Source organism: Streptomyces sp. 3MP-14 (assembly GCF_006334905.2).
Classification (GTDB): domain Bacteria; phylum Actinomycetota; class Actinomycetes; order Streptomycetales; family Streptomycetaceae; genus Streptomyces; species Streptomyces triticirhizae.
The window spans coordinates 53229-78614 of record NZ_VDLZ02000010.1; the positions used below are offsets into that span (position 1 = coordinate 53229).

18 protein-coding genes and 1 pseudogene are annotated in these 25386 nt (G+C 73.3%); 10 read left to right on the plus strand and 9 right to left on the minus strand.

Features of this window, described 5'->3' with window-relative positions; genetic code table 11:
• Position 1: 1 nt before the first annotated feature.
• The 3 genes from atpD to FH609_RS17615 all read left to right on the plus strand — a co-directional run bounded on the left by atpD (position 2) and on the right by FH609_RS17615 (position 2538).
• Positions 2–1456, plus strand: a complete 1455-nt coding sequence (gene atpD, locus FH609_RS17605) for a F0F1 ATP synthase subunit beta (RefSeq protein WP_122399268.1) — start codon at positions 2–4, stop codon at positions 1454–1456.
• A 183-nt stretch (positions 1457–1639) separates the two neighbouring features.
• Positions 1640–2023 (plus strand): F0F1 ATP synthase subunit epsilon, encoded by a 384-nt coding sequence (locus FH609_RS17610; RefSeq protein WP_122399269.1) that lies wholly within the window; start codon positions 1640–1642, stop codon positions 2021–2023.
• 68 nt (positions 2024–2091) lie between these two features.
• On the plus strand, positions 2092–2538 hold the full coding sequence (locus tag FH609_RS17615; protein WP_139668670.1) for a DUF2550 domain-containing protein: 447 nt from the start codon (positions 2092–2094) through the stop codon (positions 2536–2538).
• 244 nt (positions 2539–2782) lie between these two features.
• On the opposite strand, the pseudogene FH609_RS17620 reads toward FH609_RS17615, so the two are convergent.
• The 3 genes and pseudogenes from FH609_RS17620 to FH609_RS17630 form a co-directional block, all read right to left on the minus strand.
• Positions 2783–3895 (minus strand): annotated as a pseudogene (locus FH609_RS17620) (glycoside hydrolase family 18 protein); the annotation flags it as partial.
• Between the two features lie 1438 nt (positions 3896–5333).
• On the minus strand, positions 5334–6017 hold the full coding sequence (locus FH609_RS17625; RefSeq protein WP_139668674.1) for a response regulator: 684 nt from the start codon (positions 6015–6017) through the stop codon (positions 5334–5336).
• Positions 6014–7207, minus strand: a complete 1194-nt coding sequence (locus tag FH609_RS17630; RefSeq protein ID WP_139668676.1) for a sensor histidine kinase — start codon at positions 7205–7207, stop codon at positions 6014–6016. Before FH609_RS17630 ends, FH609_RS17625 begins: the two co-directional genes overlap by 4 nt.
• 170 nt (positions 7208–7377) lie before the next feature.
• Between FH609_RS17630 and FH609_RS17635 the strand changes: the two genes are divergently transcribed.
• Positions 7378–8133, plus strand: a complete 756-nt coding sequence (locus tag FH609_RS17635) for a hypothetical protein (RefSeq protein ID WP_226961765.1) — start codon at positions 7378–7380, stop codon at positions 8131–8133.
• Positions 8134–8191: 58 nt separating this feature from the next.
• Here FH609_RS17635 and FH609_RS17640 read toward each other — a convergent pair whose 3' ends face one another.
• The 3 genes from FH609_RS17640 to FH609_RS17650 form a co-directional block, all read right to left on the minus strand.
• On the minus strand, positions 8192–8764 hold the full coding sequence (locus FH609_RS17640; RefSeq protein ID WP_139668678.1) for a cob(I)yrinic acid a,c-diamide adenosyltransferase: 573 nt from the start codon (positions 8762–8764) through the stop codon (positions 8192–8194).
• A 22-nt stretch (positions 8765–8786) separates the two neighbouring features.
• Positions 8787–9542, minus strand: a complete 756-nt coding sequence (locus tag FH609_RS17645) for an ABC transporter permease (RefSeq protein ID WP_139668680.1) — start codon at positions 9540–9542, stop codon at positions 8787–8789.
• An 85-nt stretch (positions 9543–9627) separates the two neighbouring features.
• Positions 9628–10413, minus strand: coding sequence for an ABC transporter ATP-binding protein (locus tag FH609_RS17650; protein WP_139668682.1), 786 nt, complete (start codon positions 10411–10413; stop codon positions 9628–9630).
• An 82-nt stretch (positions 10414–10495) separates the two neighbouring features.
• Here FH609_RS17650 and FH609_RS17655 point away from each other — a divergent pair, with 82 nt between their 5' ends.
• The 4 genes from FH609_RS17655 to FH609_RS17670 all read left to right on the plus strand — a co-directional run bounded on the left by FH609_RS17655 (position 10496) and on the right by FH609_RS17670 (position 15557).
• On the plus strand, positions 10496–11188 hold the full coding sequence (locus tag FH609_RS17655; protein ID WP_139668684.1) for a TetR/AcrR family transcriptional regulator: 693 nt from the start codon (positions 10496–10498) through the stop codon (positions 11186–11188).
• Between the two features lie 166 nt (positions 11189–11354).
• Positions 11355–12203 (plus strand): 3-hydroxyacyl-CoA dehydrogenase family protein, encoded by an 849-nt coding sequence (locus FH609_RS17660; RefSeq protein WP_139668686.1) that lies wholly within the window; start codon positions 11355–11357, stop codon positions 12201–12203.
• Positions 12204–12676: 473 nt separating this feature from the next.
• Positions 12677–12970 carry an STAS domain-containing protein gene (locus FH609_RS17665; RefSeq protein ID WP_139668688.1) on the plus strand — a complete coding sequence of 98 codons (294 nt, stop codon included), beginning with the start codon at positions 12677–12679 and terminating at the stop codon, positions 12968–12970.
• Positions 12971–13199: 229 nt separating this feature from the next.
• On the plus strand, positions 13200–15557 hold the full coding sequence (locus tag FH609_RS17670; protein ID WP_139668690.1) for an ATP-binding protein: 2358 nt from the start codon (positions 13200–13202) through the stop codon (positions 15555–15557).
• An 89-nt stretch (positions 15558–15646) separates the two neighbouring features.
• Here the strand turns inward: FH609_RS17670 and FH609_RS17675 are convergent, their stop codons facing one another.
• The 3 genes from FH609_RS17675 to FH609_RS17685 form a co-directional block, all read right to left on the minus strand.
• On the minus strand, positions 15647–18892 hold the full coding sequence (locus FH609_RS17675; RefSeq protein WP_139668695.1) for a glycoside hydrolase family 78 protein: 3246 nt from the start codon (positions 18890–18892) through the stop codon (positions 15647–15649).
• Between the two features lie 1439 nt (positions 18893–20331).
• A complete protein-coding gene (gene nucS, locus FH609_RS17680; RefSeq protein WP_139668697.1) occupies positions 20332–21006 on the minus strand; it encodes an endonuclease NucS in 675 nt (224 codons plus the stop codon).
• Between the two features lie 51 nt (positions 21007–21057).
• The gene (locus FH609_RS17685; RefSeq protein WP_139668699.1) at positions 21058–22560 is read right to left on the minus strand and encodes a cation:dicarboxylate symporter family transporter; all 1503 of its coding nucleotides are present in this window, start codon (positions 22558–22560) and stop codon (positions 21058–21060) included.
• A 248-nt stretch (positions 22561–22808) separates the two neighbouring features.
• Between FH609_RS17685 and FH609_RS17690 the strand changes: the two genes are divergently transcribed.
• Together FH609_RS17690 and FH609_RS17695 are read left to right on the plus strand one after the other, a co-directional pair.
• Complete coding sequence (locus FH609_RS17690; RefSeq protein ID WP_139668701.1) at positions 22809–24488, plus strand: sensor histidine kinase; 1680 nt, start codon at positions 22809–22811, stop codon at positions 24486–24488.
• Positions 24485–25237: a response regulator gene (locus FH609_RS17695; RefSeq protein WP_139668703.1), complete on the plus strand. Its 753-nt coding sequence runs from the start codon at positions 24485–24487 to the stop codon at positions 25235–25237. Before FH609_RS17690 ends, FH609_RS17695 begins: the two co-directional genes overlap by 4 nt.
• Positions 25238–25386: the final 149 nt, after the last annotated feature.

Genomic DNA, 25386 nt, shown 5'->3' on the forward strand with positions numbered 1-25386 from the left:
CATGACTACTGCTGCTGAGGCGGCCCCCAAGCAGGACCTGCCGACCGGGCGGGTCGCGCAGGTTCGCGGCCCGGTCGTCGACGTGGAGTTCCCCGTCGACGCGATGCCCGAGATCTACAACGCGTTGACCGTGGACATCGCCGACCCGGCGAACGCGGGCGCCAAGAAGACGCTGACCCTGGAGGTCGCGCAGCACCTGGGCGAGGGCCTGGTGCGCACGATCGCCCTGGAGCCCAACGACGGCCTGGTCCGCCAGGCCGTGGTGACCAACACCGGCGGCGGCATCTCCGTGCCGGTCGGCGACGTCACCAAGGGCCGGGTCTTCAACACCCTGGGCCGCATCCTCAACGAGCCCGAGGCCGAGTCCGAGGTCACCGAGCGCTGGGAGATCCACCGCAAGGCCCCGGCGTTCGACCAGCTCGAGTCGAAGACCGAGATGTTCGAGACCGGCCTGAAGGTCATCGACCTGCTGACCCCGTACGTCAAGGGCGGCAAGATCGGTCTGTTCGGTGGTGCGGGCGTCGGCAAGACCGTCCTCATCCAGGAGATGATCATGCGTGTGGCGAAGCTGCACGAGGGCGTCTCCGTCTTCGCCGGCGTCGGCGAGCGCACCCGTGAGGGCAACGACCTGATCGAGGAGATGGCGGAGTCCGGCGTGCTGCCGCAGACCGCCCTCGTCTTCGGTCAGATGGACGAGCCGCCGGGCACCCGGCTGCGGGTGGCGCTGACCGGTCTGACCATGGCGGAGTACTTCCGCGATGTGCAGAAGCAGGACGTGCTGTTCTTCATCGACAACATCTTCCGCTTCACCCAGGCCGGTTCCGAGGTGTCCACCCTGCTGGGCCGGATGCCGTCGGCGGTGGGCTACCAGCCCAACCTGGCGGACGAGATGGGTGTGCTCCAGGAGCGCATCACCTCGACCCGTGGCCACTCGATCACCTCGATGCAGGCGATCTACGTGCCGGCGGACGACCTGACCGACCCGGCGCCTGCGACCACCTTCGCCCACCTGGACGCCACCACGGTGCTCTCCCGGCCGATCTCGGAGAAGGGCATCTACCCGGCGGTGGACCCGCTGGACTCCACCTCCCGCATCCTGGACCCGCGGTACATCTCGCAGGACCACTACGAGTGCGCCTCGCGGGTCAAGGGAATCCTCCAGAAGTACAAGGACCTCCAGGACATCATCGCCATTCTCGGCATCGACGAGCTGGGCGAGGAGGACAAGCTGGTCGTCAGCCGGGCGCGCCGGATCGAGCGCTTCCTGTCGCAGAACACCCACGCGGCCAAGCAGTTCACCGGCCTCGACGGCTCGGACGTTCCGCTGGACGAGTCCATCGCGGCGTTCAACGCCATCGCCGACGGCGAGTTCGACCACTTCCCGGAGCAGGCGTTCTTCATGTGCGGTGGCCTGGACGACCTGAAGGCCAAGGCCAAGCAGCTGGGCGTCTCCTGACGGCCGCGCGCCGCGCGTCGGTTCACCGGCCGCGCGGCGCGCACCGTTTCACCCCGGCCGAACGCGGTCACCCGTGGGGCGGGCCCCGCCCCACGGGCGTTCGGGGCGGGAAACTATCCTTCGACCAAGCCAGAGACCATCCCCTTGGGACCATCCAGGGATTCCAGGTGAACAGGAGCCATCGTGGCTGAGCTGCACGTCGAGCTGGTCGCCGCCGACCGGAAGGTCTGGGCCGGCGAGGCCAGCCTGGTGATCGCGCGCACCACCGCGGGCGACATCGGCATCATGCCGGGCCACCAGCCGGTGCTCGGCGTGTTGCGTTCCGGCCCGGTGACCATCCGCACCACGGGTGAGACGGGGGAGGGCACGGTGGTCGCCGCCGTCCACGGAGGCTTCCTGTCCTACACGGACGGTAAGCTGTCGCTGCTTGCCGAGGTGGCTGAGCTGGCCGACGAGATCGATGTCGAGCGGGCCCAGCGGTCACTTGAGCAGGCCCAGGCGGAGACGGACGCCGAGGCGGAGCGCCGGGCGTCGGTCCGCTTGCAGGCCGTGGCGGCGGAGCGCTGAGAGAAGACGGAGCGATCGAGCCCGGGTGAGAGCCGGGACGGACGCACGAGGCGAGGAGGTCGGTCGAGATGGTCCTCGCCTTGACCGTGTTGGGCGTGGCGCTGTTGTTGTTGGTGCTCGGGCTCTTCGCCTTCGGGCTGCGCCGCCGGGTGATCCAACGCTCCGGCGGCACTTTTGACTGTAGCGCCAGGTTCGCGCCGCCCGCGTCCGGCAAGTCGGCGGGCAAGGGGTGGCGGTACGGGGTCGCCCGGTACAACGGGGACCGCGTCGAGTGGTTCCGGGTCTTCTCCTACGCGCCGCGCCCGAGGCAGTCGCTGCACCGGGAGCGGATCGAGGTGCGGGACCGTCGACTGCCGCAGGGCGACGAGGAGTTGGCGCTGCTGCCGGGCGCGGTGGTGCTCAGCTGTCGGCACGACGGGCTCGATGTGGAGCTGGCGATGAGCGAGGACGCGCTCACCGGGTTCCTGGCGTGGCTGGAGGCGGCGCCGCCGGGGCAGCGGGTCAACGTGGCGTGAGGCGTTGCGCTTGCCGCTTGCCGCTTGCCGCTTGGCTTTCGGGGGTTGGCGGGGGCTGACGGGGGTCGGCCTTCGGGGGGTTGGGCGTTGTTTGTTGGGGCGCGCGTTTTCCGGGGTTGTGGTTCGCCGGGGCGCGCGTTTCGTTGTTCGTTCTCGGTGCTCGTGCCTGCGGGGTGGCACCGGGCGCTGTTGATCGCCGGTGCCACCCCGCAGGCGGTGCGTGCTGGCTCTGTACGGGCCTTTGTCAGGCGGCGTTGAGGCCGCTGTCGATGGCGTCCAGCAGGGCGCCGTCCGAGGTGTCGCCGGAGAACTCCCAGAAGAAGGCGCCGCCGAGACCCTGGCTGTTGGCCCAGGCCATCTTGTCGACGATGGTCTCCGGGGTGTCGTAGCTCCACCACTCGTTGCCGCAGTGCGCGTAGGCGGTGCCGGCGACGGTGCCGGTCGCCGGGCAGGAGTTGACGAGCACGTGGTAGTCGTCGATGCCGGCCTCATAGGTGCCGGGCGCGGCGCCGGTGGCGGTGCCACCGGGCTCGGACTGGGTCACGCCCGTCCAGCCACGGCCGTAGAAGCCGACGCCGAGCAGCAGCTTCTCGGATGGCACGCCCTGGGCCTGGAGCGCGGCGATCGCGTCCTCGCTGGTGAAGCCCTCCTGGGGGATGCCGTCGTAGCTGGTGAGCGGCGAGTGCGGGGCGGTGGGCCCGTCCGCGTCGAAGGCGCCGAAGAAGTCGTAGGTCATCACGGCGAGGTAGTCCGCGTACTCGGCGCCGTAGGCGTAGTCGGCGGCGGCTATCTTGCCGCCGTCGGAGGCGTCGGCGGTGATCGCGGCGGTCACCAGCTGGTCGCCGAAGGCGCCCCGGAAGGCCTGCATCATGTCGCCGAAGACCTCGGGGCCCGACTCGTCACAGGTCAGGCCGCAGGCGTTGGGGTACTCCCAGTCGAGGTCGATGCCGTCGAAGACGCCGGCCCAGCGCGGGTCGTTGACCAGGTCGTAGCAGGACTGGGCGAAGGCCTCGGGGTTCTGCATGGCCTCGCCGAAGCCGCCGGACCAGGTCCAGCCGCCGAAGGACCACAGGACCTTGATGTGGGGGTACTGCTCCTTGAGCTGCCTCAGCTGGTTGAAGTTTCCGCGCAGGGCACCCGGGTCCCAGGTGTCGGCCTCGCCGCTGACGCTCTCCTCGGCGGTGTAGGCGCGGTCGTAGGCGGCGTAGGAGTCGCCGACCGTACACTCGCCGCCGACCACGTTGCCGAAGCTGTAGTTGATGTGGGTGATCTGCTCGGCGGAGCCGGAGTCCACGATGTCCTTGACGTGGTAGTCGCGGTCGTAGACGCCCCACTCGGTGAAGTAGCCGAGGCGGACCTCGCCGACGGCGTTGGGCTCGGCGGTGACGATCTCGGCCGCCGGCCCGGACGCCGACCCTGCCGCCGGCTCGTCGGCCCCGGCGGGCGCCGTCAGGGCGACCAGGCCGGCGGCGGGGAGGGCGAGGGCGGCGGCGAGAACGGTGATCAGCCGGCGCGCACGACGCGGGCGGCGCTGCTCGGGGTGCTGCTCGGGACGGCGCTCGGGACGGCGCTCGGAGGGTGTGGATGATCTCAAGGGGACTCCCTGGTTGGAGAGAGACGGTGGGGGTGGGTGGGGGTTTGTGGTGCGGGGGTTCGTGGTGGGGGGTTGTGGTGGGGGTGAGCCGGGGTGGGTGTGCCGGGGTGTGGGGGGACGCCTCCGCCACGCGGAGCGCGCGTTCTCCGGGCGCTGTGACTCAAGGGGTGTGACTCAAGGGGTGGAGCGGCGCGGGGAGTTGACTGTGGGGGTTGTCATGGCGTGCTCAGCGTGTGCCCGAGAGATTAGAGTGGTCTGGACCACGGGTCAATAGGTCTGTACCAAAGGCGGGGTGCCTCCGGCGGTGGGTGGTTGCGGGACGGCGCCGTCTGCGGGCGGTGCGCCGCCGGCGCCCCGGCTGCGTCCGGCCTGGTCGCCTCTTCCGTTTGCGGAGGCCGGGACGTCGCGGCGTACCGCCGCTCCGATGCCCGGCGTCGACGCCCCCGAACGCCGCGCGACGGCCCGTCCTGCCGCTCGCCCTCCCGCAGTTGACCGGCCGTCGATGCTCACCGTCACGCCCGGGGGCGGGAACGCCGGGGCAGGAACACCGAGGGCGGCCGGCCGCCCCGCCCGTCGGCGGTGCGTGCCCCGCCCCTGCCGAAGTGGCTGCCCGCCCCCACCGACAGACACCCCGCCACCGTCGGTGAGCTGCTGTGGGCCCGGGCCAGGCCGGGGGCCCGGAGGCCTTCCCCGCTGGCGGTCACGCTGCGCGACGCCCCGGGCGTGCCCTAGCTGCCCCGCGTTGACCACGAGTTGGCACGCCTGGCCGAAGCCGGCTGCCGGTCGCCCAGACCCTGTCAGACGCCCAGGCGTTCGTCTCCGCGCAACCGAACTACCACGCCCCAACGCGCCCCGCCGACCCGCCTCTTTGGCTAACCGGCGCGCCCCGGCGGGCGCCCGCGCTCGGCTCGGTGTCTCCCGGCGTGCGTCCCCATGGCGTGCCTGCTTCGCGCGCCCGCGCTGTGTGCCGACGCTCCGCGCCGGGCAGCGGCCCGGCGGCGACCCCCGCACGGCAGCGGCCAGTCCACCCGCCAACTCGGTGCCCCATCCGCCCCGCCCGGGCGCCAGCCCGGGCCCCCGCCGGGCCGCACCGCCTGCCGGGCAGGCACGCCCCGCTGCCCGCGCGCCCGCGCCGCCCCGGCGGCCGGCGCGGCCGGCTGGCGCTCCCGCCCCGGCGGCAAGCCGCATCGCGGGCAGCCGCTCACCGGCTGCCGGGGAGGCGCAGCTCCTGGGCCAGCACGGCGGCCTGCACCCGGTTGGTGAGGGTCAACTTGCCCAGCAGCCGGCTGACATGGGTCTTCACCGTGGCCTCGGCCATGTGGAGTTGGTCGGCGATCTGTGCGTTGGACAGGCCGGCTCCGATCTGCTCGAGCACCTGCCGTTCGCGCGGGGTGAGGCAGGACAGCCGCTCGGCGGCCGGCGATGCGGCGGGCGCTGATGCGGCGGGCGGCGGGGGATCGGACGACTGCCGGGCGAACTCGGCGAACAGCCGGCGGGCGACCGCCGGCGCGACCGTTCCCTCTCCGGCGGCCACCGTGCGCACCGCGTTCAGCAGCGTCTCCATGTCGCTGTCCTTGAGCAGAAAGCCGCCGGCGCCGGCGCGCAGCGCGCCGAAGACGTACTCGTCGAAGTCGAAGGTGGTCAGCACCAGCACCTCCGCCAGCCGTCGTTCGACGATCTGGCGCGTGGCCGAGACGCCGTCGAGTCGGGGCATCTGGATGTCCATCAGTACGAGGTCGGGGCGCAGTTCGGCGGCGAGCCGCACTGCGGCCTCGCCGTCGGCCGCCTCGCCGACCACCTCGATGTCGTCGGCGCTGCGCAGGATCAGTACGAGGCCCTGGCGCACGGCCGCCTGGTCGTCGGCGACCAGCACCCGGATGGTCATGCGGTCGAGTGTCCTTCCACGAGGGGGAGTTCGGCGGCGACCCGCCAACTGCTTGTTCCCGTTGGTTCGTTGACCGGACCGGCGGCGAAGTTGCCATGGAGCAGCTCGACCCGCTCGGCCATGCCCACCAGGCCGCTGCCGGTGCCCGGCGCGCGGGAGGCGGTGTCCTGGCGGTAGGGGCTGGTGACGGTGACCGTCAGCCGTTCGTCCCGGTGGCCGAGGTGCACCTCGACCCGGCCGGGGGCCGCGTGCTTGACGGCGTTGGTGAGGGACTCCTGGACTATTCGGTAGGCGGCCAGCTCGACCGGGGCGGGCAGCCGCAGGTCGGCCTCGCGCTCGTCGCGGCCGACGAAGCTCAGCGCGCCCGAGGCGTCGCCCACGGCAGCGCGCTTCAGCAGGGCGTCGAGGCCGTCGAGCGTGGGGTTGGCCTCGGGGGGCCGCTCGGCGTCCGAGGTGCGGAGCAGCCCTATCAGCCGGCGCATCTCGGTGAGGCCCTGGGTGCTGTTCTCCCTGATCACATGGAGGGCCTCCAGGTTGGTCTCGGGCCTGCCCAGCGAGAGAGCCGCCGTGGAGTGGATGGCTATGGCGGAGAGGTGGTTGGCGACGATGTCGTGCAACTCCCTTGCCATGCGGGCGCGTTCGGTCGCGACCGCCTGCGCTCTGTCCATCTCGGCGAGCAGGGCCGTCTGCTCGGCGCGGAGCCGCTCGGCGGCCGCCTTGTCGCGGTACTCGCGCAGCAGGAGCCCCGTCCAGGACGGGGCCGCCGATATCCCGAAGAGGGCGGCGCCGAGGACGAGCGCCTCGGGCTCGCGCAGCCAGGCGAGGACGGCGACGGCGCCAGCGGCGCTGAACAGGGTGGAGCCGGAGACCACGGCCCGGCCGAACCGGGCGGGGCCGTAGAGCACCGCCGCGTAGATCACGTCGGTGAACATCACCAGCACCGGCAGCGAGCCGCCGGCGAACGCGTCGATCACCAGGGCCGCCGTGGCCACCGCGAGCGCCGTCCTGGGCAGGGTGCGGCGCCACACCTCGGCGGCGCAGATCACCAGCAGCCCGGGGAGGCGCAGCACCTCGGAGGTCTGGTACGGGTTGAACGTGTACAGCTCGAAGAGGATCGCGACCAGCCCCGTGACGAGGCCGGCCAACGCGATCCACAGATCGTGACGGTGCGGTCGCGGTGGTGCTGGCATGGTCTTATTCGAGCACGGACCCGGGCTGAGCGGGACCGTCGTCCGATCTACATCTAAGGATGCAGGGACGGCTGGGGGAATCGTCACTGAGGGTGACGTGCGGTGGGCTGACGGCGGCGATCCTTGAGGGGAACGTCTGTCCGGAGAGTCCGAGGGGGTGTGGGGCGATGATGGTGGGCCTGATCTTGGCCGCCGAGGTGGCCTTCTGGGTGGTGTTGGCCAGCGGCCTGGCGGTGCGTTACCTGCTGCGGATGCGGCGGCTGGGCGGGGCGCTGCTGCTGGGGGTGCCGCTGATCGATGTGCTGTTGCTGACGGCCACGGCCATCGATCTGCGGGGCGGCGGGGAGATGAGCGCCGGGCACGGCCTGGCCGTGTTGTATCTCGGCTTCACCGTTGGCTACGGGCACTATCTGGTCACCTGGGCCGACGGCCATGCCGCGCATCGCCTCGGCGGGGCGGCCAGGCCGGCGAAGCCGCCGAGGTACGGCATGGCCAGGGCGGGACACGAGTGGCGGCTGTGGCGGATGACGTTGGTCTCGGTGCTGATAGTCGTGACGGTCGCGCAGCTGCTGCGGTGGTTCATATCCGAGCCGGAGACGGACCGGGGCATGGTGGCGGTCCAGTTCGCCGCGCTGCGGGTGCTGGGCATCCACACGCTGATCGCTGTGGCCTACACGATCTGGCCCAAGCGACCCAAGCAGGGCGAGGAGTCCGCGCAGCCGGAGATCACCGGGGGGTTCGTGGAGAGCGGCGGCGGCTCCCCGGGCACCATGCGGCCCTCGGCGGGGTCTGTCCCACCCGGGGCGGCCGAGGCGGCCCGGGGCGTTGGGTGGGGGCAACGGCCGGCGGGGGACGCCGGGTTCGGCGGCTCGGCGGGCACCCCGCCGGGAGTGTGGCGGCGGTCGGACGCGGGAGGCGGCGGATGAGCGGGCGGGCCGGCGGGGCCGGCCGCGCGGGACGGCCTCGCCGGGGGATCGCCGGCGCTCAGCGGTTCTCGCCGGGCACCCAGAGCACGTCGCCGGTCTCCTTGTTGGCGGTCCTGGCGAGGATGAAGAGCAGATCGGAGAGTCGGTTGAGATAGGTGGCGGTGAGCGGGTTCATGGACTCGCCGTGTTCGTCGAGGGCGGCCCAGGTGGAGCGCTCGGCCCGGCGGACCACGGTGCAGGCCTGGTGGAGCAGGGCCGCACCGGGGGTTCCGCCGGGGAGGATGAAGCTGCGCAGCTTCTCCAGCGGGGCCAGGAAGCGGTCGCAGTCGGCCTCCAGGCGGTCGACATAGCTCTGCTCCACGCGCAGCGGCGGGTGCTCGGGGTTCTCCACGACGGGGGTGCACAGGTCGGCGCCGACGTCGAAGAGGTCGTTCTGCACCCGCACCAGAACGGTCCTCACGTCGTCGGGGAGTTGGCCGAGCGCCAGGGCCGTGCCGATCGCCGCGTTGGCCTCGTTGGCGTCGGCGTAGGCGGCGATGCGGGAGTCGGTCTTGGCAGTCCGGCTCATGTCGCCCAGCGCGGTGGTGCCGCTGTCTCCGGTACGGGTGTAGATCCGGGTGAGGTTGACCATGCCGGGAGCCTACTGCGCGCGGTCAGGCCCCGGCCGTGCGGAAGAGGCGGGTGCCGAGGGTGAGGGAGACGGCGGCCAGCAGCGCGGAGGCGAGGGCGCCCAGGGCGAGCGAGCCGTCTCCGTAGTCGCCGACGAAGGCGGCGCGGACGCCGTCGACGAGATAGCGGAAGGGGACGAAGTGCGAGACCACGTCCAGCCAGGCGGGGGCGAGGGCCATGGGCAGCAGGATGCCGGAGAGGAGCATGGCGGGCAGGTTGATGGAGTTGATCACGGGGGCGAACTCCTGGGCGGAGTTCACCCGCATCGCGAAGGCATAGGAGAGTGAGGCCAGGGAGAGCGCGAGGACGGCGACGAAGACGAAGCCGATCAACACCCCGAGCACGGGGGCGCGTAGGCCGAAGGCCACGCCGGCCAGCACCAGGACCAGCGACTGGACGAGCAGCATCGCCACGTCGCGCAGGACCCGGCCGAGCAGCAGCGCCGTGCGGCTGACGGGCGTGACCCGCATCCGTTCGACGATGCCGAGCTGCTTCTCGATGAGGATGCCGAAGCCGGCGAACGCCGCGCTGAAGAGGCCGAGTTGGATCAGCAGGCCGGGCACCAGGATCTGCCAGGAGTCGCCCTCGCGGCCCAGCGGGACGTCCTCCAGCAGTGGGCCGAAGAGACCGAGGAAGAGCATGGGTTGCATCAGCCCGAAGATCAGGCTGATGCGGGAGCGGAGGGTCTGGCGCGCATAGCGTTCGAAGATCAGTCGGGAGTCGGCGAGCACGGTGGTCATGGTCGTGTGGGCCTTTCGGCGAAGAGAGGCGGGACGGGATCGGGCCCGGCGTCGGGACGCGGGGGAGTGGTCGCGCGTGGGGCGTTCACACGGCGATCGGTGCGTCCTCCTCCTGGCGCGGTCCGTGGCCGGTGATGGCGATGAAGGTGTCCTGGAGGGACGCGTCGGGTGAGCCGCCGTACTGCTCCTTGAGGGCGGTGGGGGCTCCCTCGGCGACGATCTCGCCGTGGTCGATGATCACCAGTCGGTCGGCCAGCGCGTCCGCCTCGTCGAGGTAGTGGGTGGTCAGGAAGATGGTGGTGCCCTCCTGCCGCCGGATGCGGCGCACCAGTTCCCACAGGTCGGCGCGGCTGCCGGGGTCGAGTCCCGTGGTCGGCTCGTCGAGGAAGAGCAGCGCCGGCCGGTGGGTGAGGGCCATGGCGATGTCCAGGCGCCGTCGTTGGCCGCCGGACAGCTCCGAGCACTTGCGGTCCAGCAGGTCCGTCAGGTCCAGGTCGGTGGCCAGTTCCTCGGCCCTGGCCTCGGCCTCGGTCCGGCTGAGCCGGTAGAGGCGGCCCTGGAGCACGAGTTCGGCCCGGACCCGTTCCTGCGGGTCGAGTCCGCCGGACTGCGCCACATAGCCGATCTTCTGGCGCACCGCGCGGGGTTCGGTGGCCAGGTCGTGCCCGGCGACGGTCGCGCTGCCCCGGGTGGGGGTGAGCAGGGTGGTGAGCATCCGCAGCGTGGTGGTCTTGCCCGCGCCGTTGGGGCCGAGGAAGCCGAGGATCTCACCGTTCTCGATGGACATGTCGATGCCCCGGACAGCCTCGACGAGGCCGTGCTTGGTGGGGAAGGCCAGTGCCAGGTCGTGCGTGCTGAGGATCGGTGCCATGCGGGTCAGAAAACCAGAGAGGCTCAAAAAATGCAATCGCTCCAAGTTTTAAGTGAGCCAAGGCAACGCTACGATGGCGACCATGACCGGGTTGAGGGAACGCAAGAAGCGGCAGACCAGGCAGCACATCTCGGATGTGGCCACGGGCCTGTTCCTGGAGCGTGGTTTCGACGCCGTCACCGTCGCCGAGGTCGCCGAGGCCGCCGAGGTCTCGGTGAACACGGTCTACAACTACTTCCCGGCCAAGGAGGACCTCTTCTTCGACCGCGAGGACGAGATCGTCGACCGGCCGTCGGCCCGGGTGCGCCAGCGGCGCCCCGGCCAGTCCGCCGCCGAGGCGATCTTCGACGGGATGCGCGAGGACATGGACGAGCGCCCGGTCAACCTCGGCATGGTCGAGGGCTTCGAGCACTTCATGTCCGTCGTCACCAACTCCTCTTCGCTGATGGCGCGGCTGATGCGGATGCAGTTCAAGACCGCGTTCCACCTGGGGCGGACCCTGGCCGAGGAGGCCGGCTGCGAGCCCGACGACCCGCTGCCCGAGTTGGTCGCCGCCCAGCTGATGGCGGTGCACGCCAACCTCAACCAGACCGTCCGCCGCTGCGCCATGGCCGGTCGGACCGTTGACGAGGTCAAGGCGGAGCTGAGCCGGAGACTCGACATCAGCGAGCGGCTGCTCGGCCAGGAGGTGCGGGACTTCGCCCGCCGCCCCGCAGGCTCTGGCGCGGCCGCCGCCTCCGGCCCCGAGGCCGCCGGAGGCGATCGCGCCGTCTGACGGGCCGCCAGCGTCACGCGGTGTGGCCGGCGTCACGGCCAACGCCCGCCCGGCGTCCCGCCGGTACCACGCCGCCGTGACGCGTGTCTCTTCTCCCCCCACACCGGCCCCGTGGCGGCTAGGGTCTAGTCTCCCCGGAGTCGCCGTGTATCAAGGGAGATCACTCGTGGCCAGGAAGCTCGCCGTCGTCGGTGCCGGTCTGATGGGCTCCGGCATCGCCCAGGTCGCCGCTCAGGCCGGCTGGGACGTGGTGCTGCGCGACCTCACCGAGGACGCGCTGGCCAAGGGGCGACGGGCCATCGAGACCTCCCTCGCCAAGTTCGTGGAGAAGGAACGCCTCGAACAGGCGGCGGCGGACGCCGCGTTGACCCGGATCAGCACGACCACGGACCTCGACGCCGTGGCCGACGCCGAGCTGGTGGTCGAGGCGGTCTTCGAGGACGTCGACACCAAGCGTGAACTGCTGCGCACCCTGGACGGTCTGGTCAAGGACGAGGCCGTGCTGGCCTCCAACACCTCGGCCATCCCCATCACCAAGCTGGCCGCCGCGACCCGGCGACCCGACCGCGTGGTGGGCACCCACTTCTTCTCGCCGGTTCCCCTCATGGCGCTCTGCGAGTTGGTGCGCGGCCACCTGACCAGCGACCAGACCCTGGCCACGGCCCGGGAGTTCGCCGAGTCGACCGGCAAGACCGTGGTCGTGGTCGAGCGCGACGTGGCCGGCTTCGTCACCACCCGGCTGATCACCGCCCTGGTCATGGAGGCCGTCAGCCTCTACGAGTCGGGCGTCGCCTCGGCCGAGGACATCGACACGGCCTGCCGGTTGGGCTTCGGCCACGCCATGGGCCCGCTGGCCACCGCCGACCTCACCGGCGTGGACGTGCTGCTGCACGCCACGGAGAACATCCACCGCGAGTCCGCCGACGGCAAGTTCGCGCCGCCGGAGATCATGCGGCGGATGGTCGACGCCGGCAGCCTGGGCCGGAAGACCGGCCAGGGCTTCTACAGCCACTAGACCCCCGACGCGGATCTGGTGACAGATCCCGCCCGGGCCCACGCCATCCGCACGGGCCCACGCCACCCGCCCGGTGCGGCCATCCACCCGCCCCGGGAAGCCGAACGGCCGGCCGCCGCACCCCGGTTCGCCATCACCGTTCCGGGACGCGTGGCCCGCCGAACCCCCGCGCCGCACCCCCCACGCCGGGCCCCCACCGGGACCCGGCACCGAAGCCGGCGCCCGAATCCCCCACACCCACAGCGAAGAGCAGCGGAAGAGCCATCGCCACCATCAACGCACTCACCAGCACAGCAAGCACCCTCACCACCACCAGCACGCCCGGGTCCGCCGGCGCGGCCGGGGCCACGGTCACCGGCGGCGGCCGGACCCGGCCGGACGAGCGGAGCCACGGGGAGCGCCACCACGTGAGACGGCGCACCCTGCTGTCCTCCCTGTCGCAACCAGCCGCGCCAGCGAGCGGGGGAACGTACATGCACATCACGGGCGACCACGCCGAGTTGGTCGTCGGCGGGCGGTTGGACGTGCGCAGCGCGGCCGACGCCAGGAGCGCGCTGCACCGCGCCGTCGACTCCGGCGAGGGCGACCTGGTGCTCGACCTCGCCGGACTCGACGCCTGGGACGCGACCGGGCTCGGCGTGATCATGGGCGCCCACCGCAGGGCCGGCCGGGCCGGCCGTCGGCTGGTGCTGCGCGACGTCCCGCCCCGAATGCACCGGGTGCTGGTCGCCGCCCGGCTGCACCGCGTGCTGACCATCGCCCCCTGAACGCCGGGCCGAACGCCGCCACTGAACGCCGCCACTGAACGCTGCCACTGAACGCCGCCCCGCACGCCGGCCGTTCCGGCGGGGGCGGCGAGGGCGGCGCCGGGGCGCCAACGGGTCCCCGTTTCCCGTGAATTCGCCACACCGAGGTTCGTCCTGTCACACCCCACCGGTAGCGTGGGGTCATTCACCAGGCGGCGTCGCCGCACTCACTGCCGAGAGACTCTGACCCATGGACCTCAACCACCCCACGGACCCCGCCGACCGGCCGGCGCAGCGCAGCGGCGCCGGCGAAGGGTCGGGGCGGGCGGCCTGGCTGATCGCGGGCGACTTCCTGCTGACCATCAACCCCATCGACGGCAGCGAGATCGTGCCCTGCCCGCCCGGGCGCCGCCCGCTCGCCCCGCGCCGCGCGCCGGCTGCCGCCGGCGCCCCCGGGGCCGCCGGAGCCGCCGACGCCGAGCCGGGCCCGCCGCTGCTCGACCGCGAGGAGGAACGCGCCCATCTGCGCGCGCTGCTCGCCGGCGGCCGTTCCGTCCGGCTGACCGGCCCCTCGGGGGTGGGCCGCAGCGCGCTGCTGGCCGCCGTCGCCGAGGACTGCGCCACGCTGGCCCCCGACGGGGTGGTCCGGCTCAACGGCCACCGGCGCACCCCGAGGGACCTGCTGCACGAGCTGTACGCGGCCGTTCACCACGTCAGCAACTACCGCCCCGGGCCGACCGAGTTGTCCGCCGCGCTGCGGGAGATCGGCGCCGTGGTGGTGCTGGACGACGTGGAGTTCGGCGGGGCCGCGCTGGACGAGCTGCTCACCGCGACGCCCGAGTGCGCCTTTCTGCTGGCCCAGCGCCCCGAGGCGCCGGCGCCCGGCGCCAGCTCCGGCGTGGTCGACGTTCCGCTCGCCGGCATCGGCCCGGACGCAGGACGCCGGCTGCTGGCGCTGGCCGTCGCCCGCGAGTTGACGCCCGCCGAGGTCGAGTGGGCCGACGAGCTGGGCCGCGCCGGCGGCGGCCTGCCGCTGCACCTCGTGCAGGCCGGCGCGGTGCTGCGGTACCGCGCGCTCGGCGGGCGCGGCCCGCTGCCCTCGGCCGACGGCCTGGTCGGCGCCCTGGCCGCCGCGATATCCGAGGGCGCCAGGGAACTGCTGGTGATTGCCCTGGCGCTCGGCGGCGAGCTGCCCGACCCTGCGGCTCTGCCCGCGCTCACCGGCGACGGCGAAGCCACCGTCGCCTACACGGAGTTGGTCGACTGCGGCCTGCTCACCCGGGTCGGCCCCCGGCGGCGGCTGGCGCCCGGCGCGCTGGCCGCGCTGGAGGGCTCCGAGCTGGCCGCCGACGGCGCGGCCCGGATCGCCTCGCTCACCCGCCACTTCACCTGGTGGCTCAGCGAGGCGCAGGTCGCGGCCGAGGAGGCCGTGGCCCAGGCCGACGTGCTGCTCGCCGCACAACGCGCCGCCCAGCAGGCCGGGTTGGCCGCCGAGGCCACGGAGCTGGTCCGCCGCACCGCGCCCCTGCTGGCCGCCGGGCTGCGCTGGGGCGCCTGGGAACGGGCGCTGCGCACCGGGCAGGAGGCGGCCAGAGAAGCCGGCGCCGTCGCCCAGGAGGCGTACTTCCACCACGAGTTGGGCGTCCTCGCCATCTGCGAGGGCCAACTGGCCCGGGCCCGCGCCGAGTTGGAGGCGTCCACGGCGCTGCGCGGCGTGCTGTCCGACGCCGGCGGCGCCGTCGCCGGCCGCCGCGCGCTGACCCTGGTGGACGACCTGACCAGGCCGCCGTCCGCCCTGCCCGCGCACACCCCGCCCGCCGGCCTGCCCGCCGACCTCACCCAGCAGCCGCCGCCCGAGGTGAACGCGCCGCCCGCCGCCCACGCGCCCGAGCCGCCCGGCTCCACCGAGTTGACCCTGGTCATCCGGGGGCGCTCGCCCGAGGAGTCGGGCGCCACGCTGCGCCAGATGCTCGCCCGGGGGAACCGCCGCAACGCGGTGGCCACCGGCGCTGGCGCGCTGCTGGCCGCCGTGCTCGGCACGGTGGTCGCGCTGGGCCTCACCTCGGGCGACTCGGGGGACGACGCGGAGAACGTCACCCGCGACGACCCGGCCGCCTCGGAGGAGGACGCCCCGGTCACCGAGGAGACCACGCCCGAGGAGTCGGCCACCGAGGAGAGCGAGGAGCCGAGCGAGACGCCCTCGCCGACCGAGGAGACGTCCGAGGCCGAGCCGACCGAGCCCACCGACCAGCCGACCACGCCCGACCCGACCACCCCCCAGCCCACCACGCCGTCGGAGTCCGAGGGCTCGGGCGGGAGTTCGGGCGGCTCCGGAGGTTCCGGCGGCGACAGCGGCGGCGGGGACACCGACCCGCCGACGGACCCCACCGACCCGCCCACCGACCCGACCGACCCGCCGACGGACCCGACCGATCCGCCGACGGACCCCACGGACCCGCCGACCGACCCCACGGACCCGCCGACCGAAGGCGACGACGAGGGCACGGACGCCTCGCCCACCGCCACGGAGGAGGCCACGGAATCCGCCACGGAGCCGGCCACGCCGACGGAGTCCGCCGCACCCGGCGCCAGCGCCACCGCCGGCTGACGCCCCGGCCGCGCCGGACCGACCCACCGCCCGACCCACCGCCCACCGGGCCGCCGTTCAGCGGCGGCCCGGCGGAGCGGCGGCCGGGTTCAGCCCGCCGCCACGGCGAAGCGGTACCGACCCGAGCCCGTGGTGAAGACGGCACAGCCGTCCGCCATCCGCTCGAACGACGCGCCGTCCTGCTCGACCTGCTCACCGGTCTCCGCCGGCACCCACACCTCGGCCGTGGCGTTCACCGGCACCTCGACGTCCAGCGTGAACGTCCCGTCCCCGCCCAGCGCCCAGTGCGTCGCGACGATCCCGTACGGCGAAAGGAACCGCCCCGAGGCCGTGGTCACCCCGCCGCCGGGGCGCGGCCGGACGGTGACCACCCGGAAGCCGGGCGCGCCCGGCGCGATGCCGGCGACGGTGCCGTACAGCCACTCGCCGACCGCGCCATAGGCGTAGTGGTTGAACGAGTTCATGCCCGCCGTCTGGAACCCGCCGTCCGGCGTGATCGAGTCCCAGCGCTCCCACATGGTGGTCGCGCCGTTCGCGATCTGGTACCCCCACGACGGGAAGGCGTCCTGCTCCAGCAGCCGGTAGGCGACGTCGACGCGCCCCGCCTCGGTGAGCGTCGGCAGCAGCCTCGGGGTGCCGAGGAAGCCGGTGGACAGGTGGTCGCCCCGCGCCTCGACCAACTCCACCAGCCGCCCCAGCACCGCCGCCCGCAGCGCGGCACCGGGCAGCAGGTCCATCGAAAGCGCCAGCACGCAGCCGGTCTGGGTGTCGCCGGCGATCCGCCCGTCCGCCGCAACGAAGGCGGCGTTGAACGCGTCCCGCACCCGCGCGAACAGGTCGTCGTAGGGCGCGGGATCGTGCCCCAACACCCGCGCGACACCGGCGACCAGGGCAGCGGCATGGGCGAAGTACGCCGTGCCGATGACGTCCTTGGGCGTCTCGTCCTCGACGTTGAGCCAGTCCCCGTACCCCTCGGCCGGCCGCACCAGCCCCTCGCTGTGCTCGACGAGATAGTCGATCCAGGCGGTCATCGCCGGCCAGTTCTCCGCCAGCACCCGCTCGTCGCCGTAGGCGCGGTGCAGGCTCGTCGGAACGGTCACCCCCGCGTCGCCCCAGCCGGCCACGCCCAGGCCGAGTTCGTCCATGGCCGGCGCCACGTCGGGGAAGCCGCCCCGGTTGGGGCCCTCGGCGGGCTGCCCGTCGCGCAGGTCCGTCAGCCACTTGGTGAGGAACCGCGCGGACGCCATCACATAACAGGCGGTCGGCGCGAAGACGTTGATGTCGCCGGTCCAGCCCAGCCGCTCGTCGCGCGCCGGGGTGTCCGTCGGCACGGACAGGAAGTTGCCGCGCTGGCCCCAGGTGATGTTGCGGTGCAACTGGTTGACCATCTCCAGGTTGGTGGAGAACTCCATGGTGAACGGCGCCGCCGTGTGCGCCACCCGCCCGGTCACCGCCTCGGCGCCCGGGGTGCCGGGCAGGCCGGCGACCTCGACATAGCGGAACCCATGGAAGGTGAACCTGGGTTCGAAGACCTCCTCCCCGCCGCCCGCGAGGGTGAAGACGTCCTGGGCGCGGGCGGTGCGCAGGTTCTCCGTGTAGAGCCGGCCGTCCCGGTCCAGCACCTCGCCATGGCGCAGCGTGACCCGGGTGCCGGCCTCGCCCGTCACCCGCAGCCTGACCCAACCGACCATGTTCTGGCCCAGGTCGAAGAGGTGCACGCCGGGCCGCACCTCGGTGACGCTCACCGCAGGCAGCTCGCTCACCACCCGGGTAGGCTCGTCCACCATCCGGACGACCTCGGGCGTCGCGACCTCCGTCGGGACGACCGGACGCCAGGCTTGGTCGTCGAAGCCGGGCGCGTCCCAGCCGTTCACCTCCCGCCGCGCGTCGTACTCCTCCCCGTGGATCAGGTCCGCGACCAGCCAAGGACCGGTGGCCGCGCGCCAGGTGCCGTCGCTCGCGACTCGTTCCACGCGACCGTCCTGGTAGGTGACCTCAAGGACCGTGAGCAGCGAGGGCAGTTCGCCGTACCGCTGCTGACCGAACCACGCGATGTGCCCCGCGTACCAGCCGGGCGCCAGCGCGAAACCCAGCGCGTTCTCGCCCGCGCGCACCTGCTCCGTGACGTCGTACGCCTGGTAGGCGACCCGGCGGCGGTAGTCCGTCCAGCCGGGGGTGAGCTGGGCGTCGCCGACGCGTTCCCCGTTGAGCCGCGCCTCGTAGAGGCCGAGCGCCGTCGCATAGAGCCGCGCGCCGGCGACCGGGCCGGCGGGGAGCGTGAACGAACGGCGCAGCAGCACCGGCGAGCGCTGGGCGTGTACCTCACCCCAGGGGGCGCCTCCCCAGGGCGCGCGCGCCCGCACCGGCTGCCAGCCGTCCGGCTCGAACTCCGGCGCGCGCCACGCCTCGCCCGGTGGCTCGACGTCGGTGCTCAGCCAGTCGGCCTCGCCGGTGACCAGCCGGCGGCTGGTGCCGGCCCCGGTGGTCACTTCGAGAACGGCCAGCAGCCCCGCGGGGCCCGTCGTCGCGTTGCCGGCCTCGACGGCCAACGCGTTGCGGCCGGCGCGCAGTTCGGCGGTCACGTCGATCCGCGCCGGGTCGCGCCAGGCGTCCTGGCCGGCGACGATCGGGCGGCCGCCGACGGGCACGCCGTTGACCCAGGCGGTGAAGCCGTCGTCGGCGGCCAGCACCAACTCGGCCGCGGTGACCGGCCCGTCGTCGAGGTCGAAGGCGAGCCGCAGCCAACGGGTCGCCGCCGGCGCCTCGTCCGGGTCGCCCGGGAACCACACCCAGTGCGCGTCGCCGAGCGCGGGCGCGGCCCCCACCTCGGCCGGCACGGTGACCCACTCGGCGCCCCAGTCGTCGGCACCGCCGGGCCCGGTCTCCCACCAGGTCGGCTCGCTCCACTCGGAGGCGACGTCGTCGGCGTCCCAGACCCGCACCCACCAGTGGTACCGGCGGCGCGGCTCGGGCGGCGGCCCCGCGTAGGGGACCAGCACGGACTGGTCGGACGGCTGCTGGCCGCTGTCCCAGATGTCCGGGTTGTCGAGCAATGTGGGCGAACTGGCGACGCGGACCTGGTACGCGGTCTGCCGCTGGCCGCGCACGGCCGACTCCAACGTCCAGCTGAGCCGGGGCTGTTCGACGTCGAGGCCGAGGGGGCGGTCGGCGTACTCGGTGGTGGTGGAGGCGACGTGCAGCGGCTGCCCGCCGGGGCGCTGGCCGCTGGGCTCTCGGGGACGGGCGGCCGCCGCCGGGGTGAGCCCCGGCAACGGGGCCGCCGCCGTCGCGGCGGCGGCGGTAGTGGTCGCGAGGATCTGGCGTCTGCTGATCACATGCCCCTCCTGGGCGGATTTCTTGGGCGGAGTTCCTGGGCGGAGGATGGGGTGGCACGGTCTGTTGAAGCCGGTTAAAACGATTCATCCTGGCGTCAGTTGACCGTAGGGAGGGGCTGGGAGGCCGTCAAGGGGGTTCGCCTGCCGGCGGGGTTCGGGAGGTGGCGGGTTCGCCTGGCGGCGGGTTCGCCTGGCGGCGCGCCTCGGGAGGGGGGGCGCCTGCCGGCGGGGTTCGGGAGACGGGGTTCGCCTGGCGGCGGGGTTTGGGAGACGGGGGGTTCGCTTGGCGGCGGGGTTCGGGAGGCAGGGGGTGCGGGGAGCGGTGATGGTTCGGAAAGCCGGGGGCTGGCTTGCCGGCGGGGTGTGGAACGTTGGGCGGTTGGCTGGTGACGCGCCTCGGGAGGTGGCGGGTGCCGCCGAGGTGCGGGAGCGGCGATGGTTCGCGAAGTCGGGGGATTGGCTTGCTGGCGGGGTGTGGAGAGCCGGGTGGTTCGCTGGTAGCGGGTGTCGCCGGGGTGCGCTGGGCGGTTGGCTGGCGGGTTCGGCAGGTGGTGGGAGCCGGAACGGAGTTCATGGGTGGCGGCGGCGCCGGAGGGGCGGTGGATTTCGGGAGACGGGAGGTCGCGGGGGTTGCTCTGGCGGCGCGCCCCGGGAGGCGAGTTCTTCTGCTGACTGGCCGGCGGGTTCGCGGCGAGTGGTGGTGCTGCCGGGCATCGGCGAGGCGACGGTACGCCTGGTGGCGGGAGTTGGGGACTTGGCGTTGAGGGGTGCTCGGTGGTGCCGCACACGGCCAGGCGCGCGACCCGTCCCCGTCGATGCGAAAGCGCCCGCACCGAGGCGGGGCCCGACCCGCAGTGAGGCGGCACCTCCTGGGCGGACGCCTTCGGCAGGTGCTCGCGGCCGGAGGCACCCACCTCGTTGAGAAGTCCGTCGCGGATCGGCTCTCCGTTCGGATGCCGGGGCGGCCAACTCCCGTTCCCGGCCTGGCAAGCGCGTTCGCGTCACCGTTGCGGACGGGCCGCAGGGGAGCCGCGTGGGCGGAGCCTCGCTCGGTGGTGCCCGTTCGCGGGCCCCGCCCGCGCACGAAACGACGCATCGTGACCTGCCTGCGGCGAACCCACGTTCCCCGGGCCGCGCCGCCGGCGCGGTGCTCGGCACGGGGGACCCCAGCCGAGCCCCGGCGTGGCCAGCGCCTCCCCGGCCCGCGCCGCAGGCGCGAGGCCGCGCCCGCCCGCCGGCAGGCGCGGTGCCAAACCCGCGCGCCGCAGACGTGCCCGCCGCAGGCGGGACCCCCGGTACGGACCCGCGCCTCCCCGGCCCGCGCCGCAGGCGCGAGGCCGCGCCCGCCCGCCGGCAGGCGGACCCTCTCCCGGGCCTCGCCCACGGCGAGGCCCGGGCCCGCGCTGTCGCTCCCCGAAGCCCGCCGCAGGCGGGCCGCGTCAGAAGAGGCGCAGCTTGTCGTCCTCGATGCCGCGCAGGGCGTTGTAGTCGAGGGTGACGCAGCGGATGCCCCGGTCCGTGGCGAGGGTCCGGGCCTGGGGCTTGATCTCCTGGGCCGCGAACAGGCCCTGCACCGGCGCGAGATGGGGGTCGCGGTTGAGCAACTCCAGATAGCGGGTGAGCTGCTCCACGCCGTCGATCTCGCCGCGCCGCTTGATCTCGACGGCCACCGTGCCGCCGTCGGCGTCGCGGCCCAGGATGTCCACCGGGCCGATCGCCGTGGGGTACTCGCGGCGGATCAACGTCCAGCCCTCGCCGAGGGTTTCCATCCGGTCGGCGAGCAGTTCCTGGAGGTGAGCCTCGACCCCGTCCTTGATCAGGCCGGGGTCGACGCCGAGTTCGTGGGAGGAGTCGTGGAGAACCTCCTCCATGGTGATGATCAGCTTCTCGCCCGTCTTGTTGACCACCGTCCAGAGCTGGCCGCCGTCCTCCGTCTCCTCCTCCTTGAGGGTGCACGGCGGCGACATCCAGTTCAGCGGCTTGTAGGCGCGGTCGTCCGCGTGGACGGAGACCGAGTTGTCGGCCTTGACCAGGACGAGTCGGGGAGCCATGGGCAGGTGGGCGGTGAGCCGGCCGGCGTAGTCGACCGAGCAGCGGGCGATGACAAGACGCATGGGGGCAGCCTAGAGCCTGTCCCGGGCCGGCCTCGCCGCCCTCCCCGGCCGTCAGCGGGCCGTGGACTCGCCCACGGAGTCCGCCGGTTCGGCCCGTTCGGCCGGCCCGTCGGCCTGCTTGCCCAACCGGCCACCGCCCGCACCGTCGGAACCTCCCGCACCGTCGGAATCTCCCGCACCGTCGGAACCTCCCGCACCGTCCGGGTCCATCGCACCGCCGGAGGCATCCCCGTCGTCGACCATCGTCGACTCGTCGAACGGCAGCCGCCCGGCCAGGACCTCGCCCGCCCGTTGCCGGTCCAGCTCCCCGGTCCAGGTGCCGACCAGCACCGTGGCCACGGCGTTGCCCGCGAAGTTGGTCAGCGCCCTGGCCTCGCTCATGAAGCGGTCGATGCCGACGATCAGCCCGACGCCGTCGACCAGTTCGGGTCGGTGCGACTGGAGGCCGCCGGCCAGGGTCGCGAGGCCGGCGCCGGTGACGCCGGCCGCGCCCTTGGAGGCGATCACCATGAACAGCAGCAGGCTGATCTGTTCGCCCAGCGACAGCGGGTCGCCCATCACCTCCGCGATGAACAGCGAGGCCATCGTCAGATAGATCGCGGTGCCGTCCAGGTTGAACGAGTACCCGGTGGGCACGGTGATGCCGACCACGGGCTTGCTGACGCCCAGGTGTTCCATCTTGGCGATCAGCCGGGGCAGCGCGGACTCCGAGGAGGAGGTCGACAGGATCAGCAGGAACTCGCGGCCCAGGTAGCGCAGCAGGGTGAAGATGTTGACCCGGGCCACCGCCCACAGCAGCACGCCCAGCACCAGCGCCACAAAGATCACGCAGGTCAGGTAGAAGCCGACCATGATGACCGCCAGCGAGCGCAGCGCGTCCGCGCCGGTCTCGCCGATGACGGCGGCCATCGCGCCGAACGCGCCGACCGGCGCCGCCCACATGATCATCGCCAGCACCCGGAAGACCAGCTTCTGGAGGTGCTGCACGCCGCGCAGCAGCGGCTCCCCGGCGCGCCCCATCGTCTGGATCGCGAACCCGGTGAACAGCGCGATCAGCAGCGTCTGGAGCACCTCGCCCTCGGTGAACGCGGAGGCGAACGACGTCGGGATGATGCCCAGCAGGAAGTCCACGGTGGACTCGCTGGCCCCCTCGGCCTGGGCCGCGCCCGCCTCCCTGGCGTCCTGGGTGATGTCGAGCCCGGCGCCCGGCTCCAGGATGTTGCCGACCACCAGGCCGATGACCAGCGCGAACGCCGACATCACCATGAAGTAGCCGAGCGCGAGGCCGCCCACGGCGCCGACCTTGGCGGCCTTGCGGACCGAGCCGATGCCGAGCACGATGGTGCAGAAGATCACGGGCGAGATGATCATCTTGATCAGGTTCACGAAGCCGGTGCCCAGCGGCTTCAGCTCCACCGCGACGCCGGGGGCCACCAGGCCCAGGGTGACGCCGGCGACCACGGCCAGGATCACGAAGATGTAGAGGTAGTGCGTGCGGTCGCGCCGCCTTCTCGGCCCCGGAGGGGCGGGCGCGGGGGAGGACTTGGCAGCCACGGTGGGGGTCTCCTCGTCGTTGTGGAGTCGGCCTGAGGCACTGCGACTATCCAGGGGGACGTGACGCCCGTCACGGTTGCGTTCATTGAGTTCGCGGCGCCGGCGCGCGGAGTCCGCCGCGGCGGAACGGGAGTTCGCGGCGGCGGAACGGGAGTTCGCGGCGGCGGAACGGTGGCCAGCGTCCGGCGGCGCGAGCCGGCGGCGCCCGTGGGTTCCGGTGAACGCCCCGGCTGAGCACACTGTGCGCTATGGCTCTCCCCCGCCCGCGTTCGCTGGCCGGCCAGCTCTTCGCCATGCAGGTGCTGCTGGTGACGCTGGTGGTGGCCGGCTGCGCGGTCTTCACCTATCTCAACACCAGGGAACAGGCCGAGGAGGCGGCGCGCACCGAGGTCACCGTGGTGGCGCGCGCCATCGCGGACGCGCCGTCCGTGTTGGCCGCGCTCCGTTCCGAGGACCCGAGCGCCCGGCTCCAGCCGTATGCGGAACGGGTGCGCCTGGACACCGGGATCACCTTTGTCACGATCATGCGCCCCGACGGGGAGCGGCTGACCCACCCCAACCCGGAGCTGATCGGGCAGACCTTTATCGGCCACACGGAGCCCGCGCTGCGCGGCGAGACCTTCACCGAGTCCTACACCGGCACCCTGGGCCCCTCGATGCGGGTGGTCACGCCCGTCTGGGCGGACGGCGAGATCGTGGCGCTGGTGAGCGCGGGGCTGGCCGTCGAGACCATAGGGCGCCGGGTCGCCGACCAGGTCAGTGGCCTGCTGTTGGTGGCCGGCGGGGCGCTGGCGCTGGGCGCGGTGGGTACCTGGGCGGTCAACGTCCGGCTGCGTCGGCACACCCACGGCATGAACGCGGCCGAATTGAGCCGGATGTACGACTACCACCAGGCGACGCTTCGGGCGGTGCGGGAGGGGCTGCTGCTGCTGGACGGGGATGGCCGAATCGCGCTGGTGAACGACGCCGGTCTCGAACTGCTCGGGCTGCCGGACGAGCCGGTCGGCCGGGCGCTCTCGGAGCTGGATCTCTCGCCCGGTCTGGTGGCGGCGCTGAGCGGCGAACCGCCCGTGGTGGACGAGGTGTTGGTGACCGAGGAGCGGGTGCTGGTGGTCAACGCGGCGCCGGTCTCCGGCGGCAGCCGCCGCGGCACCGTGGTCACGCTCCGCGATCACACGGAACTCCAGGAGTTGGCGGGTGAGTTGGACTCGGCGCTGGCGTTCACCGATGCGCTGCGTGCCCAGGCGCACGAGGCGGCCAACCGGCTGCACGCCGTGGTGGCGCTGATCGAGCTGGGCCGGGCCGAGGAGGCCGTGGAGTTCGCCACCGCCGAGCTGGAGCTGGCGCAGGCCCTCACCGACCGGGTGGTGGACGCGGTGGCCGAACCGGTCCTCGCCGCCCTGCTGTTGGGGAAGGCGGCCCAGGCCAACGAGCGCGGCGTGGAGCTGCTGCTGACCGAGGACAGCAGGATCGACGACGGCGTGCTGCCCAGCGCGCTGCCGCCCAGGGACCTGGTGACCATCCTGGGCAATCTGATCGACAACGCGATGGAGGCGGCCATGGGCGCGGCGGTGCAGTCGGCGACGGGGGCGACGGTGGCGGACCGGGCGGGGGGCGCCGGCGCGCGGGTGGGCGATGTGCGCGCCGGCGCGCGGGTGTGGGTGCGGGCGCGGGCCGACGCGCACGAACTGCTGCTGGAGGTCAGCGACTCCGGCGGCGGCCTGCGCGGCGAGAGCGCCGAGGCTGCCTTCGACTGGGGCTGGACCACCAAGCCGGCGCGGGGCCAGGGTACCGGGGCGCGCGGCGTCGGCCTGGCGCTGGTGCGGCAGGCGGTGCGCCGCAACCGGGGCACGGTCGAGGTGGACCGCGCGGCCGGCGGCGGCGCCCGGTTCACGGTGCGGCTGCCGCTGCGGGTGGGCGTCGCATGACCGGGCCGGGAACGGGCGCCGGATCGGGTGCGGGGCCGGGCCAGGACCCGCCGCCGGTGCGGGTGTTGGTGGTGGAGGACGAGCCGCTGGCCGCCGAGGCGCACCGGGGCTATGTGGAACGGGTCCCCGGCTTCACGGTCTGCGGCACCGCGCGCTCGGGCGCCGAGGCGGCGCGGCTGGTGGCCGGCACCGGGGTGGACCTGCTGCTGCTCGACCTCTACCTGCCCGACGGCCACGGGCTGCGGCTGCTGCGGGCGTTGCGCGGCGCCGGGCACGGCGTGGACGTGATCGCGGTGACCTCCGCGCGCGACCTGACGGTGGTGCGGGAGGGCGTATCGCTGGGCGTCGTTCACTATGTGCTGAAGCCGTTCACCTTCGCAACGCTCCGTGATCGACTGGTGCGTTACGCGGCCTTCCGGCAGGCCGAGGGCGAGGCGGGCGGGCAGGAGGAGGTGGACCGCGCGCTAGCGACGCTGCGTTCGCCGGTGGCCGCCGCGCTGCCCAAGGGCCTGAGCCAGCCCACGCTGGAGGCGGTGATCGAGGCGCTGCGCGCCGCGCCGGAGGGGCTGACCGCCACGGTGGCCGCCGGACAGGTGGGCGTCTCGCGGATCACCGCCCGGCGCTATCTGGAACATCTGGTCACCACCGCCCGCGCCGCGCGCGCCCCCCGTTACGGAGGGGTCGGCCGACCGGAGTTGTGCTACCGCTGGCTGGATGAGGAGGGTGAGCGAGGGGTGGCGGAGTGGTAACCGGGTGAGGTCAGAGGCGTCTGCTATGGGGGAGATTCGCCGGATTCGACAGTGGCCAGTTATGTGCCCAATCCACTGACACCCACCCGTCGCGCGGCCTAACGTGAGCAAGGGGGTTCCACTCGAACGTGCGCACGCGGGTGCGGGGT